The 13,987-nt window shown below is 49.8% G+C and carries 13 protein-coding genes; 12 read left to right on the top strand and 1 reads right to left on the bottom strand.

Going from position 1 to position 13,987, the window contains the following annotated elements; all coding sequences use genetic code 11:
- The first annotated feature begins 62 nt into the window (after window positions 1–62).
- The 6 genes from DXA36_RS00570 (at window position 63) to DXA36_RS00600 (ending at window position 7,591) form a co-directional block, all read left to right on the top strand.
- Window positions 63–1,022 carry a MurR/RpiR family transcriptional regulator gene (locus tag DXA36_RS00570; RefSeq protein ID WP_118675750.1) on the top strand — a complete coding sequence of 320 codons (960 nt, stop codon included), beginning with the start codon at window positions 63–65 and terminating at the stop codon, window positions 1,020–1,022.
- Window positions 1,019–2,347 (top strand): NAD(P)/FAD-dependent oxidoreductase, encoded by a 1,329-nt coding sequence (locus DXA36_RS00575; RefSeq protein WP_118675751.1) that lies wholly within the window; start codon window positions 1,019–1,021, stop codon window positions 2,345–2,347. Before DXA36_RS00570 ends, DXA36_RS00575 begins: the two co-directional genes overlap by 4 nt.
- 55 nt (window positions 2,348–2,402) lie before the next feature.
- On the top strand, window positions 2,403–3,074 hold the full coding sequence (cmk, locus tag DXA36_RS00580) for a (d)CMP kinase (protein WP_118675752.1): 672 nt from the start codon (window positions 2,403–2,405) through the stop codon (window positions 3,072–3,074).
- Between the two features lies 1 nt (window position 3,075).
- Entirely contained in the window at window positions 3,076–3,924 is an 849-nt protein-coding gene (gene ispH, locus DXA36_RS00585; RefSeq protein ID WP_118675753.1) for a 4-hydroxy-3-methylbut-2-enyl diphosphate reductase, read from the top strand.
- A complete protein-coding gene (rpsA, locus tag DXA36_RS00590; protein ID WP_118675754.1) occupies window positions 3,905–5,092 on the top strand; it encodes a 30S ribosomal protein S1 in 1,188 nt (395 codons plus the stop codon). The genes ispH and rpsA overlap by 20 nt, the downstream gene beginning before the upstream one ends.
- Before the next feature lie 273 nt (window positions 5,093–5,365).
- Window positions 5,366–7,591 (top strand): hypothetical protein, encoded by a 2,226-nt coding sequence (locus DXA36_RS00600; RefSeq protein ID WP_118675755.1) that lies wholly within the window; start codon window positions 5,366–5,368, stop codon window positions 7,589–7,591.
- Here the strand turns inward: DXA36_RS00600 and DXA36_RS00605 are convergent.
- On the bottom strand, window positions 7,588–8,697 hold the full coding sequence (locus tag DXA36_RS00605; RefSeq protein WP_118675756.1) for a ribonuclease H-like domain-containing protein: 1,110 nt from the start codon (window positions 8,695–8,697) through the stop codon (window positions 7,588–7,590). The two genes, DXA36_RS00600 and DXA36_RS00605, sit on opposite strands and share 4 nt — an antisense overlap.
- Before the next feature lie 159 nt (window positions 8,698–8,856).
- On the opposite strand from DXA36_RS00605, the gene rsxC reads away from it, so the two are divergent.
- Genes rsxC through DXA36_RS00635 form a run of 6 tightly spaced genes read left to right on the top strand, consistent with a single transcriptional unit; the run spans window position 8,857 to window position 13,986 of the window.
- Window positions 8,857–10,194 (top strand): electron transport complex subunit RsxC, encoded by a 1,338-nt coding sequence (rsxC, locus tag DXA36_RS00610; RefSeq protein ID WP_118676351.1) that lies wholly within the window; start codon window positions 8,857–8,859, stop codon window positions 10,192–10,194.
- A gap of 12 nt (window positions 10,195–10,206) precedes the next feature.
- Window positions 10,207–11,139, top strand: a complete 933-nt coding sequence (locus DXA36_RS00615) for an RnfABCDGE type electron transport complex subunit D (protein ID WP_118675757.1) — start codon at window positions 10,207–10,209, stop codon at window positions 11,137–11,139.
- Window positions 11,136–11,750: an RnfABCDGE type electron transport complex subunit G gene (locus tag DXA36_RS00620; protein ID WP_118675758.1), complete on the top strand. Its 615-nt coding sequence runs from the start codon at window positions 11,136–11,138 to the stop codon at window positions 11,748–11,750. Before DXA36_RS00615 ends, DXA36_RS00620 begins: the two co-directional genes overlap by 4 nt.
- Entirely contained in the window at window positions 11,743–12,522 is a 780-nt protein-coding gene (gene rsxE, locus DXA36_RS00625) for an electron transport complex subunit RsxE (RefSeq protein ID WP_118675759.1), read from the top strand. Before DXA36_RS00620 ends, rsxE begins: the two co-directional genes overlap by 8 nt.
- A 12-nt stretch (window positions 12,523–12,534) precedes the next feature.
- Window positions 12,535–13,116 carry an electron transport complex subunit RsxA gene (gene rsxA, locus DXA36_RS00630; protein WP_118676353.1) on the top strand — a complete coding sequence of 194 codons (582 nt, stop codon included), beginning with the start codon at window positions 12,535–12,537 and terminating at the stop codon, window positions 13,114–13,116.
- Window positions 13,117–13,128: 12 nt separating this feature from the next.
- Window positions 13,129–13,986: an RnfABCDGE type electron transport complex subunit B gene (locus DXA36_RS00635; RefSeq protein WP_118675760.1), complete on the top strand. Its 858-nt coding sequence runs from the start codon at window positions 13,129–13,131 to the stop codon at window positions 13,984–13,986.
- Window position 13,987 lies beyond the last annotated feature (1 nt).

Genomic DNA, 13,987 nt, shown 5'->3' on the forward strand with positions numbered 1-13,987 from the left:
AAAACCAAATATCCGGCAGGTCACCTGCGGATATCTGGTACGCGGATAAAGAGTAAACAGGAATGGATAATAACTATGATATCATCACCAGAATAAACAAGGCATATTCCGGGATGAGCAAAGGGCATAAAAAAATTGCTTCTTATATAATGGAGCACTATGATCAGGCGGCCTTTATGACAGCGGCGGCTCTGGGAAAGGAGCTGCGCATCAGTGAATCCACAGTAGTCCGTTTTGCTGCCGGAATCGGCTATGACGGCTATCCGGGGATGCAGGCGGCGCTTGCCGCCTGGATAAAGAGTAAGCTGAATACGGTGGGGCAGGTGGGCGCCAGGTATGCCGGAAGCACCCAGTCGGAGGTGATCAGCAGCGTGCTGGAAAATGACAGGGAGAATATCCGGGTTACAATGGAAAATCTGGATTCGGCGGCTTTTCAGACTGCGGTGGATATCATCCTTGAAGCCAGGACCGTCTATATCGCAGGGATCCGAAGCTGTGCCCCTCTGGCCGAATTCCTCAGCTTTTACCTGAATATGATACGCGGTAACATCGTGCTGCTTAAGACTACAAGCTTGAGTGAGGTTTTTGAACAGATGCTGCGGATTGGGAAAGAGGATGCCATTATCGGAATCAGCTTTCCCCGGTATTCCATGCGTACACTGAAAGCTATGGAATTTGCCAATGACCGAAATGCCAAGGTGATTACCATAACCGACAGTGTGCATTCGCCCATGAACCTGTATTCCTCCTGTAATCTGCTGGCAAGGAGTGAAATGGTCTCTATCGTGGATTCCCTGGCAGCGCCCCTGAGCCTGATTAACGCTCTTGTGGTGGCCCTTTGCCTGAAACGGCCGGAAACCGTAAAGGAGAGCCTGGAAACACTGGAGGGGGCATGGAATAACTACCAGGTCTATTTCAATGACGAGATTAATTTTATCGATGAAGATACGGTCCTGTCCATCCCTTCCGTGAAAAAAAGCGGTAAAGAGACGGATGCGTCCATAACGGGAGAGCATATATGAGCAGGGTTTTGGTAGTGGGCGGAGGCGCCGCAGGAATGATGGCAGCGTTTGCGGCAGCAGGAAAAGGCCATAGGGTTATTTTATTTGAAAAAAATGAAAAGCTTGGCAAGAAAATTTATATTACGGGCAAGGGACGATGCAATGTTACCAATGCCTGTGACCTACAGGAGTTGTTTGACAATGTGGTCAGCAATTCCAAGTTTTTGTACAGTGCTTTTTATGGTTTTGATAACCATGCGGTGCAGCAGTTTTTTGAGAAAAGAGGCTGCCCGTTGAAAATTGAAAGAGGAAACCGGGTTTTCCCCGTATCGGATCATTCCTCGGATGTGATCCGGGCCTTGGCGGGAGAACTGGAGAAGGCGGGCGTGCAGGTACGGCTTCATACGCCGGTTAAAAGGCTTCTCATAGATAAGACGCAAGATGATGGTCCCGGCAGGATAAAAGGCATAACGCTTTTGTCCGGAGAAGAGGTATCGGGGGACGCGGTAGTTCTCGCCTGCGGCGGCCTTTCTTATCAGGCTACCGGATCTACCGGAGACGGCTACCGCATGGCACAGGAGGCAGGCCATTCCCTTGTCCCCTGCCTTCCTTCCCTTGTCCCTTTCCATATCAAAGAGGAGTGGTGCAGACAGCTGCAGGGGCTGGCATTGAAAAATGTAGCCGCCTCATTATATATAGAAGGAAAAGAAATATACGAAGGCTTTGGAGAAATGCTGTTCACCCATTTCGGAGTGAGCGGGCCGCTGATTCTGAGCGCCAGCAGCTATTATCAGACCGCGGCGGAAAAGCGGAGAAAGAAGAAAGAAAAGAAAGCAGAGAAAGCAGAGAAAGCAGAGAAAGCTGCATCTGCCGGAAGCGGAGAGAATGGTGCGCAGGCGGTTCTCAAGCTGGATTTAAAACCGGCCCTTTCCATGGAACAGCTGGATAAGAGAATCCTCCGGGATTTTGAGGATAATAAAAACAAACAGTTTAAAAATGCGGTGGACGGTTTGTTTCCCGCCCGGCTTGTCCCGGTGATGATTCAGCTTTCCGGTATTGATCCGGAAAAGAAGGTTCATGAGATAACGAGGGAAGAACGAAAATATTTCGCGGAATGTATCAAGGGACTGTCATTGACCGTAACGGGGACAAGAGGTTTTGAAGAAGCCATTATTACCCGGGGCGGTATTAAGGTTAAGGAAGTGAATCCCTCCACAATGGAATCGAAACTGGTATCCGGCCTGTACATGGCAGGGGAAATGCTGGACCTGGACGCACTGACAGGGGGCTTTAACCTGCAGATAGCCTGGTCAACCGGACATTTGGCGGGAGTGAGCATTCCCTGACGGAAAACACAAGAGGAAGCAGCCGAAAAGGCGGGTTGCACAGATAGGAGCAGATATGAGTTATAATATAGCTATTGACGGACCGGCAGGGGCCGGAAAAAGTACGATTGCCAAATTGCTTGCAAAGAAGCTGGGTTATGTATATGTGGATACCGGAGCTATGTACCGGGCGATTGCCCTGTATCTGCTCCGTGAAAAAGTACGGCCCGGGGACACGGAGGCTATCAGCCGCACCTGTATGGAGGCGGAGGTTACGCTGCTTTATCAGGATGGGGAACAGATGGTGCTTTTGAACGGGGAAAATGTAAATGGGCTTATCCGTACCGAGGAGGTGGGGAATATGGCCTCCAATGCATCCGCCGTTCCGGCGGTACGGGCAAGGCTGCTGCAGCTTCAAAGGGATTTGGCGGCCAGCGAAAATGTGATTATGGATGGCAGGGATATCGGCACCTGCGTTCTTCCGGATGCCGACGTGAAACTATTCCTGACAGCGGGCAGCGCCGTACGGGCCAGGCGCAGATACGAGGAGCTTCTGGCAAAAGGGATGCCTGGGAGCTTTGAACAGATAGAAAAGGATATTATTGAAAGGGATGCCAGGGACAGGAACCGGGAAATTTCCCCGCTGCGCCAGGCGGAGGATGCCTGTCTGGTAGATACCTCCGATATGGATATCCCGCAGGTGGTGGATACCATCCTGGAAATCTGCCGTCAGAAAGGGTGCATATAATATGGAAGTGATACTTGCGGAAAGTGCCGGCTTCTGCTTTGGCGTAAAGCGGGCTGTTGACAAGGTCTACGAACAGATTGCAGCCGGTAAGAAAATTTATACCTGCGGACCTATCATCCATAATGAATTTGTCGTACAGGATTTGGCAAAAAGAGGGGTGCAGGTGATCGAATCCGAAGAGGAACTGGAAGCGCTTAAAGAGGGGACGGTGGTGATCCGATCCCATGGAGTATCCAAAGCAATCTGCGAAAAAATAGAAAAACAGGGACTGGAATGCGTGGATGCCACCTGCCCCTTCGTAAAACGGATTCATAAAATCGTGGAAAAAGAAAGTGCGGCAGGCTGCCAGATAGTTATCATCGGAAATGCCGGACACCCTGAAGTAGAGGGGATCCGCGGCTGGTCACTCACGCCTGCAGCCGTTGTGGAGTCGGAAAAAGAGGCGCGGGAATTTGTCCCGGAAGCAGGGAAAAAACTATGTATTGTGTCACAGACGACATTTAACTACAATAAATTTCAAGAATTAGTTGAAATTTTTCTAAAAAAAGGTTATGATATTAGTGTTGTGAATACTATCTGTAACGCAACTGAGGAGAGACAAACTGAGGCAAAGGATATTGCAGCGAAGGTCGATGCAATGATTGTTATCGGTGGAAAGCACAGTTCCAATACAAGAAAACTGTATGAAATATGCTGCAGGGAATGTGCTCACACCTGTTTGATACAGACACTGGATGACTTGCATTTAGAACTACCCAAAGCTGTCCGCCTGGTGGGTATTACAGCCGGAGCGTCTACCCCGAATAAATTAATCGAGGAGGTTCAAAATTATGTCAGAATTAACTTTTGAACAAATGTTGGAGGAATCATTAAAAACTATACACGCGGGAGAGGTAGTCGAAGGTACGGTTATCGATGTTAAGCCTGAAGAAGTGATTCTTAACATCGGATACAAGTCGGACGGTGTTCTCACAAGGAACGAATATACCAACGATCCCGGCGTGGATATGACAGCGGTCGTAAAGCCTGGCGACAAGATGGAAGTTAAGGTTCTGAAGGTAAATGACGGAGAAGGACAGGTTATCTTATCCTACAAACGTCTTGCTGCCGACAGAGGAAACAAGAGAATAGAAGAAGCTTATAACAACCATGAGGTACTCACCGCAAAAGTGACCCAGGTATTGGACGGCGGTTTGAGCGTAGTAGTAGAAGAAGTCAGAATTTTTATCCCTGCAAGCCTTGTATCCGATACGTACGAAAAGGATCTGAACAAGTATGCAGGACAGGATATTGAATTCGTTATCAGTGAATACAATCCCAAGAGAAGAAGATATATCGGTGACCGCAAACAGCTCATCGTTGCCAAGAAAGCGGAAATGCAGAAGGAACTTCTGGAAAGAATCCATGAAGGAGATGTTGTGGAAGGAACCGTTAAGAATGTGACAGACTTCGGCGCTTTCATCGATTTGGGCGGAGCGGACGGACTGCTTCATATATCCGAGATGTCCTGGGGAAGAGTGGAACATCCCAAGAAAGTATTTAAGGTTGGGGATCAGGTTACCGTTCAGATCAAAGAGATCAACGGTAATAAGATCGCACTCAGCATGAAATTTGATGATGCGAATCCCTGGAAGAATGCTGCTGAGAAATATGCAGTTGGAAATGTGGTAACCGGCAGAGTGGCAAGAATGACTGATTTCGGCGCTTTTGTTGAACTGGAACCCGGAATTGATGCACTGCTTCATGTTTCCCAGATTGCAAAAGAGCATGTGGACAAACCTTCCGATGTTCTTAAGACAGGGGAAGAAATCACGGCTAAGGTAGTTGATTTCAATGAAGAAGATAAGAAAATCAGCCTGAGCATCAAAGCAATGCTTGCTCCCGAACCCAAGGAAGTAAAGGATGAGGAGTCTGTACAGGAAGAATCCGATGATGATGTGGTTTCTGTTGATATTGATGCCGTAATTGCTAAGCAAAAAGCGGAAGAAGAAGCTCCTGCAGAAGGTTCTGCTGAATAATCAAGAAGTTTTGTGGGCGGCATATGATGCTGTTTATGGGATGCGGTATATTCCGCGTCCCTTTTTTTGAATATAAGGATGGTTCGCGCAGTGCGGTGACAGAGGCATTGGTGAGGCATACGGCTGCAGCCTGGAGCTGCCGGAAACCATTGCGAATGGGGATAATATCTGCCATTTGCGGTATTATAGAAATAAATAAAAGTCCGAAGCCGGCAGAGGGGGACGGCTGCGCGGCAGAGATTAGCTTCTTAACTAACAATTCGGAGGATGACCATGAAAAAGAAGGTTCTGTATGTTGCAGCAGTACTGACTGCTTTGCTTTTTATCTGGCTGGGAAAGGAAGATAACAAGCCGCTGGTGCTAAAGGGCACGGATTTGAATCAGACGGCGGGAATCAGCGATTATACCGGTCTGATTGCTATTGATGAGTCGGCGGCGTATTTTGGCATGTTCGCCTACACGGATGATTATGTGCTGAATAAGGGGACTTATACCATACGTCCCGAATATTCCAATACTTCATCCGATAATATCATTGAAGTATGGGATAACGGCACCAAGGTGGCCCAATGGAGCCTGGAGAGCACGGACGGTGAGAAGACCACCAGGGATTACACCTTTACTCTCGATAAAGATTCCCAGCAGCTTCATATCCGCATTTACTATCAGGGCGTGGGAAGCCTGATATTGAATACCATGTCACTGGTGCCTCATGGGGCATTTTACCAGGACGCCCCGTATCTTATGGTTTTGGTAATCCTGCTGGCTGTTTCCGGGATTTTCCTTGCTTCCTACGAAAAAAAACATCCTTCCAGCAGGGAAAGAAAGGTTACCTTCCTGATTCTGGCAGGTCTTTGCCTGTATTCTTCCATGCCGCTTTTTATCCAGTCCTTTGCCCAGGCGGATGATGTATGCTATCATCTGCTGCGTATTGAAGGGCTGAAGGACGGTATGCTGGACGGCCAGTTTCCAGTGGTTATCTTTCCGGAGGCTCTGGCGGGAAACGGTTATCTGAACAGTATGTATCCCTACCTATTCCTGTATATCCCTGCTTTTTTACGGCTGTTGGGGGTATCGCTCGCCCTGTCCTATAAAACGCTGATTTTCCTTGCCAATATCGCTACGGTTGCGGTTATATATAAGGTGCTCAAATCCATGACCCCTTCCCGTTATGCCTGTATTCTGGGGACGGCCCTATATATCCTTCTGCCTTACCGGTTTACCAACATTTATGCCAGGGGGGCATTGGGCGAAACGCTGGCGCTGACTTTCCTTCCGCTCATTATCGGAGGCTTTTATCATGTTCTTATGGCGGATAAGAAAAAGTGGCCCTGGCTTGTCATAGGCTTTACCGGGGTGATTGAAAGCCATGTGCTGAGTACGGCGGCTATGGCTGTCATATTCAGCGTATGCTGTCTTTTATTTATCCGGGATCTCCTTCGGGACAAGAGATGGCTGGAAATGGTGAAGGCGGCCGGGCTTACCGTGCTTTTGAACCTGTGGTTCCTGGTTCCTTTCCTTTATTTCTTCCTGAAGGAAAACCTGTACCAGAAGGCCCTGGACTGGAGCGGCTTTTCGGAATACTCCATCAATGCTTCCTTTCTGGCGGATACCTTCCATACCAATGATTACCGTTTCCTCTCACTGGGACTGCCGGTTCTGGGCTGTGCAGGCGTGTGTGTGCTGAAACTGGTCTGCGAGAAAACGGAAGAAAAAAACGGGAAAAGAGATAAATTCCTGACATATCTTTTTGGCGGCGCCTGTGTGCTGACTTTCCTGGTAACCGGATATTTTGGAAGCAAGACGCTGAAAGAACTTATACCCGCCATAGAACCGGTCCTGCGCACCATACAGTTCCCCTGGAGACTGCTTGCGCCGGCCGGAATCCTGTTTATTTTCGCGGGTGTTATCTGGCTGTCGGAATCTGTGGTGTTAAAGCCGTACCGGAATCTGGTATTCGCATTCCTGGTGGGGGTCAATCTTCTGACCTGCCTGAACCAGCCCTATAACCAGAATAATTTTGCTTATAAGGATTATGATGATACCACAACCGTCGGGCACCAGGATAAGATAATCGGCATCCCCAAATCCGACGCAACGGTGATATACCCGTATGAATGGCGGATTGATGCACTTATGGATGATAAGCTGACCTCTGATTTGCAGCTTTCCGATGCCGAAAAGGTGACGGTGGAAACCTATGTGAAAGAGGGAACCCACGCAACCTTTACCTACCGGACTTCGGAGGAAGGGCAGTATGTGGATTTCCCTCTGCAGAAATATCTGGGGTTTGCGGCAGCGGATGAAAATGGGAAGGAGCTGGAAATCACCTATGGAAATAATTACCGGATACGGGCTATGCTTACCGGTGACGGACAAAGCCATACCGTAAGCGTGAGATACCGTCAGCCGGTGATATTCCGCCTGTCCCAGGCAGTTTCCCTGCTCACGCTTCTGTTCTGCATTGCTCTTGCAGCAAAGAAGAGGAGAAGGCGTTAACGCATCCCGTTCAGAATATGATGGGCATACAGGGACAGCCGGCTGCTGTCACCTAGGAAAGCTTCTTCCAGAAGGAAAAAGCTTTCCTTTTCTTTTGCCTCCCGGCGGAAAGCGGGCGTAAAAAGATCCTCCTGGGCGGGAAGCAGACGCTGGGGAAGGAAATCCCCTGTCTTTTTCGTGTAACAGGTTGCCGGCGTGGCCGGAATCCGGTGTGCTTTGTCCACAAAGACAGCAACGGATTTATGGATGGCTTCGTCCTCCTCCGGAAGATAGGAATAATTCTTGTAATCCGGATAAAAAAATTTCAATTCACCGGTAAATACCGGTATTTTTAAGGTTCCTGAATCCCTGCTCCCTGAAAAGAAGCAGCCTCCGCCATGAATGGAAAGCGGAACGGGAAGAAGAACCGGGAGCTGAAGGCGGACAAGAAGTTCTTTTTGGCGGTTCCCTGCATAATCTGTATCAATATCCAAATCGGCTCCTGCCGTCGTTGCAGGTGCGGAAAATAAAGCGGGGTAGGAAAGGATGGGGACTACGGAAAGCATGCCTCTGATATCGTCCGCATTGTGCAGCAGCAGTACCTCCAGAAGCCGATGGTCCCTTTCCTGGCGGTAAACCTTGTACAGCTCTATGAGCTGCCCGCCGTTAAAGGGATCCTCCCGGTTAAGCCCCAGGAATTCTTCCAGGGTTTTCTGCTTACAGTTGGAAAGCTTCAGCAAGTTCTTGAAGGGCGAAATCTGCCGGTAAATATCCGCCTGCTCCTTTTCTGTAAAAGGGACGGATTTCCCGTATTTTTTGCATTTGGCCTGAAGAAAGGGAACGTCAAAAGTCGTTCCGTTAAAATGTACCAGTTTTTTATAAGGAACCGAAAATTGCAGGAAAGCGTCCAGAATGGCTTCCTCCTCAGCCGTATTTTCTGCAAACCATTGATGCAGGGTCCACTTTTTATCCTGAATGACAGCGGCTCCGATCAGATAAATGGAAGCGCTTTTTGAGGAAAGCCCTGTGGTTTCAATATCAAAAAACAGGATATTTTCTTCCTTCCCCAGAAATTGCCCGATGGCCTTTTCACCGGCCGTATGTAAGGTTTGGATTCGTGTTTTCATACAATTAATATACCATATTTTTTGATTTTTATGTAGTAATTTGATGAAAATTAAGGTATGATTATGTTATGCTGTTACTGTTCCCGGGGTTAACGGGCAGGAAAACGCTATTTGGTTAACCGCGGGAAAAACATATTACAGAAAAGAGGGATAGCTAAAATGGCTAAGGCGAAGTTAACATTTATGGGCGGTATCCATCCTTATGACGGTAAGGAGCTTTCCAAGGATAAACCCATGAAAGCGGTTTTGCCAAAGGGGGATCTGGTGTATCCGTTGTCCCAGCATATCGGTGCGCCCGCCAAGCCTGTTGTGGCAAAAGGGGATCATATTCTGGCCGGTCAGAAAATCGGAGAAGCGGCAGGATTTGTTTCCGCGGCGGTTTTCAGTACGGTATCCGGTACGGTGAAGGCGATTGAGCCGAGACGGATTGTTACCGGCGACAACGTGATGAGTATTGTAGTGGAGAATGACCGCCTGTACGAAGAGGTGGAATACCCTCCGGTCAGACCATTGGAAGATCTGACAAAGGAAGAAATTATTAATCTGGTGAAGGAAGCGGGCGTTGTAGGTATGGGCGGCGCAGGATTTCCCACTCATGTAAAGCTTTCACCAAAGGAGCCGGAGAAAATAGAATATGTGATCGCAAACTGTGCGGAGTGTGAACCTTACCTCACTTCGGATTACAGAAGGATGCTGGAGGAACCCGATAAGCTGATCGGAGGCCTGCAGGTTATTCTGCGCCTTTTTCCTCAAGCGAAGGGAATCCTGGCGGTGGAGGATAACAAACCGGACTGCATTAAGCTGCTGGAGGAGATGACGGGGACACAACCGCGGATCACGGTTAAGAAGCTGAAAACCAAATATCCGCAGGGCTCGGAGCGCCAGCTGATCTATGCGGTGACGGGACGTGCCATCAATTCCTCCATGCTGCCTGCGGATGTGGGCTGTATCGTGGACAACGTGGACACGGTGGTGGCTGTTAACCGGGCTGTGCGGGAAGGCAAACCCCTCATGAACCGTATCGTCACCGTTACGGGGGATGCCATTGCCAATCCTCAGAATTTTATTGTGCGTATTGGAACGAACTATCATGAATTAATAGACGAGGCGGGCGGCTTTTGCAAGGAGCCGGTAAAGATCGTGTCCGGCGGCCCCATGATGGGCTTCGGGATTTTTGATCTGGATGTGCCTACCACCAAGACGGCGTCCGCCCTTCTCTGCCTGTCTAAAGATGAGGTGGGGGAACCTTCCGCCTGCATCAACTGCGGCAGATGTGTGGAGGCCTGTCCTTCCAGGCTGGTGCCCACGCTGCTTTCCACCTGTTCGGAGCACTATGATATGGAAGCTTTTGAAAAGTATGACGGCATGGAATGCTGTGAGTGCGGATGCTGCAGCTATGTATGCCCCGCCAAGAGACAGCTCACCCAGGCTATCAAATCCATGCGCAAGATGGTTCTTGCACAGCGGAAAAAAGCAAGTGCGGCAAACAGGAAATAGGAGGAAAGAGCAATGAGCGACTTGATGAAGGTATCATCCAATCCGCATATCAGATCCAAAGACTCCACAAGCAGAATAATGCTGGCAGTAATCATCGCCCTGCTGCCCACCACGATCTTTGGCATCTATAATTTCGGAATCAAAGCGCTGCTGATTGTTGCGATAACCGTGGCATCCACAGTGCTGACAGAATTTATTTATGAGAAACTGACCAAAAAGAAAAATACCATAGGTGACCTTTCCGCAGTGGTGACGGGACTTCTGCTGGCTCTTAACCTGCCGGTGAGCGTGCCCTGGTGGATCGGCATTATCGGCGGTGTGTTCGCTATTCTTGTGGTGAAGATGCTTTTCGGCGGCCTGGGACAAAACTTTATGAACCCTGCCCTGGGAGCCAGATGCTTCCTGCTGATATCCTTTGCCTCCATCATGACAAATTTCAACTGTGACGCCTATACCGGCGCAACGCCGCTGGCTGCGGTTAAGGCAGGGGAAAATGTGAATGTGCTGGATATGGTTATCGGACGGACGGCGGGAACCATCGGTGAGACTTCCATGCTGTGTATCGTTCTGGGGGCATGTCTGTTGATTTGGCTGGAAATTATCGATCTGCGGATTCCCGGCACCTATATCGTATCCTTTGTGATATTTATGGTTCTGTTCGGCGGCCATGGACCGGACCGGTATTATATCTCTTCCCAGCTCGCCGGCGGCGGACTGATGCTGGGTGCTTTTTTCATGGCGACGGATTATGTGACCAGGCCGGTCACCAAGAAGGGGCAGTACATATACGGTATTTTCCTGGGAATCCTCACAGGGATATTCCGGGTCTGCAGTGCCAGTGCGGAGGGTGTTTCCTATGCCATCATTCTGGGGAACCTGCTGGTGCCTCTTATTGAGAGGTTTACTCTTCCCAAAGCTTTTGGTAAAGGAGGAGAGCGGTCATGAAAAGTATGCTGAAGGATGCAGGGATTTTATTCCTGATTACGTTGATTTCCGGTCTTTTTCTGGGCCTTGTGTACCAGGTGACGAAGGATCCGATAGCCATACAGGAAGAAAAGGCCAGGATGGCGGCCCGTAAGGAAGTGTTCCAGGATGCCGACCATTTTGAGGACGGGCAGGGCTTCACGGAGGAATCTGCCCGGGAAGTGCTTGACGGCGGAGGTTTTACGGAGGCAGGCATCAATGAGTATGCCGCTGCTCTGGATAAGGACGGCAAGGTACTCGGCTATGTGATCACGGTAACGACGTATGAAGGCTATGGCGGGGATATTAAGTTTACCATCGGCGTGCGGGAGGACGGCACCCTGAACGGAATGTCCATCCTGTCCATTTCCGAGACTCCCGGTCTGGGAATGAAAGCAGAGGAGGTACTAAAGCCTCAGTTTGAAGGGAAGAAGGCGGAAAGCTATGTCTATACAAAGGACGGCGCTTCTGCAGAAAATCAAATCGATGCCATTACCAGCGCCACCATTACGACCAATGCGGTCACTAACGGCGTAAACGCCGGACTGTATTATTTTCAGACAGAACTGAAAGGAGGCAGCGGCAATGAATAAAGCGACCGAACGTCTCTATAACGGGATTATAAAAGAAAACCCCACCTTTGTGCTGACTCTGGGGATGTGCCCTACGCTGGCAGTCACCACATCGGCTGTTAACGGGCTTGGCATGGGCTTATCCACCATGGTGGTGCTGGCCTTAAGTAACCTGATGATCTCCATGCTGCGCAAAGTCATTCCCGATAAGGTCAGAATACCTGCCTTTATCGTAATCGTTGCCAGTTTCGTAACCATTGTACAGCTTCTTTTAAAAGCTTATGTACCGTTTCTGGACAGCGCCCTGGGCATTTACATCCCTCTGATCGTGGTAAACTGTATCATCCTGGGCCGTGCGGAAAGCTATGCCTCCAAAAATCCGCCTGTTCCGTCCTTGTTTGACGGCATAGGTATGGGACTTGGCTTCTCCCTTGCGCTTACCTGCATCGGGCTGGTGCGTGAGATTCTGGGGGCCGGCGAATTTTTCGGCTTCCCCATTCTGGGAGAAAAGGCACCGGTAATTTTCGGTTCCCATATCCTGCAGCATTATGTCCCCATCAACATTTTTGTCCTGGCACCGGGAGCTTTCTTCGTGCTGGCTGCCCTTACTGCCATCCAGAACAAGGTGAAGATTAACGGGGAGAAAAAAGGCAGGGATATGTCCAAAATCCAGTCCGGCTGCAGTGAGGACTGTATGTCCTGCAAGGATTCCGGCTGTTCCCGCCGCTTCTATGATACCTCTGCGGGGGAAGCGAAAGACGGACTGGCCGGAAAGAAAGAGGAGGGAAAATAAATGTTGGATCAACTGCAGGATTTATTGCTCATATTAATCGGTTCCTCTCTGGTAAGTAATGTTGTTTTGAGCCAGTTCCTCGGCCTTTGCCCTTTCCTGGGAGTGTCCAAGAAGGTGGAGACCGCAGCAGGAATGGGAACAGCGGTTATTTTTGTCATCACACTTTCCAGTGCGGTGGCGGGTGTGATTTACAAATATGCCCTGGTTCCCCTGAACATTACCTATCTGCAGACCATCGTATTCATACTGGTAATCGCGGCGCTGGTACAGTTTGTGGAAATGGTGCTGAAAAAATATATGGTTTCCCTTTATAATGCATTGGGTGTATACCTGCCTCTGATTACTACAAACTGTGCGGTGCTGGGCGTGGCCCTGACTAATGTGCAGAAAAAATACGGGATTCTGGCAGGGACTGTCAATGGGTTTGCAACCGCGCTCGGCTTTACGATTGCCATTATCATACTGGCCGGGATCCGTGAAAAAATGGCGTATAATGATGTTCCGGAGTCCTTTAAGGGGATGCCTGTTGTCCTGATTACCGCGGGGCTTATGGCGATTGCCTTCTGCGGCTTTTCCGGGCTGTCATTGAAATAGGAGGTGGTGTCTGTGAGTATATCGGGAATTCTGATTGCGACGGCAATCGTAGGCGGTATAGGGCTGTTTATCGGCCTTTTCCTGGGAGGCGCCGCAATCCTGTTTAAAGTAAAAGTCAATGAAAAAGAAGAAGCTGTCCTGGCACAGCTGCCGGGAAACAACTGCGGCGGCTGCGGTTATCCCGGCTGTGCGGGACTGGCGGCGGCTATAGCTGCGGGGGAAGCCCCCGTAAACGCCTGCCCGGTAGGCGGAGCGGCTGCAGGGAAGAAAATAGGAGCCATCATGGGCGTGGAAGCGGAGGATGGGGAGCGTAAGGTCGCTTTTGTCCAGTGCCGCGGAACCCGTGATAAAATAAAGGTGGACTATGATTATGTAGGTCTGCATGACTGCCGGATGCTTTCCTTCGTGCCGAATGGCGGGGCGAAATCCTGTAATTTCGGCTGCCTTGGCTATGGAAGCTGTGTGGAAGTCTGCCCCTTTGACGCCATCCATGTATTTAACGGCGTGGCGCAGGTGGACAGGGAGGCCTGCATGGCCTGCGGGAAATGTGTTTCCGTATGCCCTAAGAATCTGATAACCCTCATTCCGTATTCCGCCAAATATGTGGCGGCCTGCAGCTCCGGAGATAAAGGGCCTATCACCATGAAGGACTGCCGCGCCGGCTGTATCGGCTGCGGAATCTGTGCCAAAAACTGCCCGGAGGGCGCTGTCAGGGTGGAAAATTTCAATGCCACCATCGATCAGAGCAAATGTGTGGGCTGCGGTATCTGTGCGGATAAATGTCCCAAAAAGGTTATTGTGATGCTTTCCGGCAGACCGGTCTGTGCCGAAGCAGCAGAAGAAAACAGCCGGAAGAAAGAGGAGGTTTGAT

Origin of the sequence: Eisenbergiella sp. OF01-20, from assembly GCF_003478085.1 — a bacterium.
Lineage (GTDB): Bacteria > Bacillota > Clostridia > Lachnospirales > Lachnospiraceae > Eisenbergiella.

Coding starts and splice junctions, on each gene's coding strand:
- DXA36_RS00600 (WP_118675755.1), top strand. CDS start 5,366: ATGAAAAAGAAGGTTCTGTATGTTGCAGCAGTACTGACTGCTTTGCTT.
- rpsA (WP_118675754.1), top strand. CDS start 3,905: ATGTCAGAATTAACTTTTGAACAAATGTTGGAGGAATCATTAAAAACT.
- DXA36_RS00605 (WP_118675756.1), bottom strand. CDS start 8,697: ATGAAAACACGAATCCAAACCTTACATACGGCCGGTGAAAAGGCCATC.
- DXA36_RS00575 (WP_118675751.1), top strand. CDS start 1,019: ATGAGCAGGGTTTTGGTAGTGGGCGGAGGCGCCGCAGGAATGATGGCA.
- ispH (WP_118675753.1), top strand. CDS start 3,076: ATGGAAGTGATACTTGCGGAAAGTGCCGGCTTCTGCTTTGGCGTAAAG.
- cmk (WP_118675752.1), top strand. CDS start 2,403: ATGAGTTATAATATAGCTATTGACGGACCGGCAGGGGCCGGAAAAAGT.
- DXA36_RS00620 (WP_118675758.1), top strand. CDS start 11,136: ATGAAAAGTATGCTGAAGGATGCAGGGATTTTATTCCTGATTACGTTG.
- DXA36_RS00615 (WP_118675757.1), top strand. CDS start 10,207: ATGAGCGACTTGATGAAGGTATCATCCAATCCGCATATCAGATCCAAA.
- rsxC (WP_118676351.1), top strand. CDS start 8,857: ATGGCTAAGGCGAAGTTAACATTTATGGGCGGTATCCATCCTTATGAC.
- DXA36_RS00570 (WP_118675750.1), top strand. CDS start 63: ATGGATAATAACTATGATATCATCACCAGAATAAACAAGGCATATTCC.
- rsxE (WP_118675759.1), top strand. CDS start 11,743: ATGAATAAAGCGACCGAACGTCTCTATAACGGGATTATAAAAGAAAAC.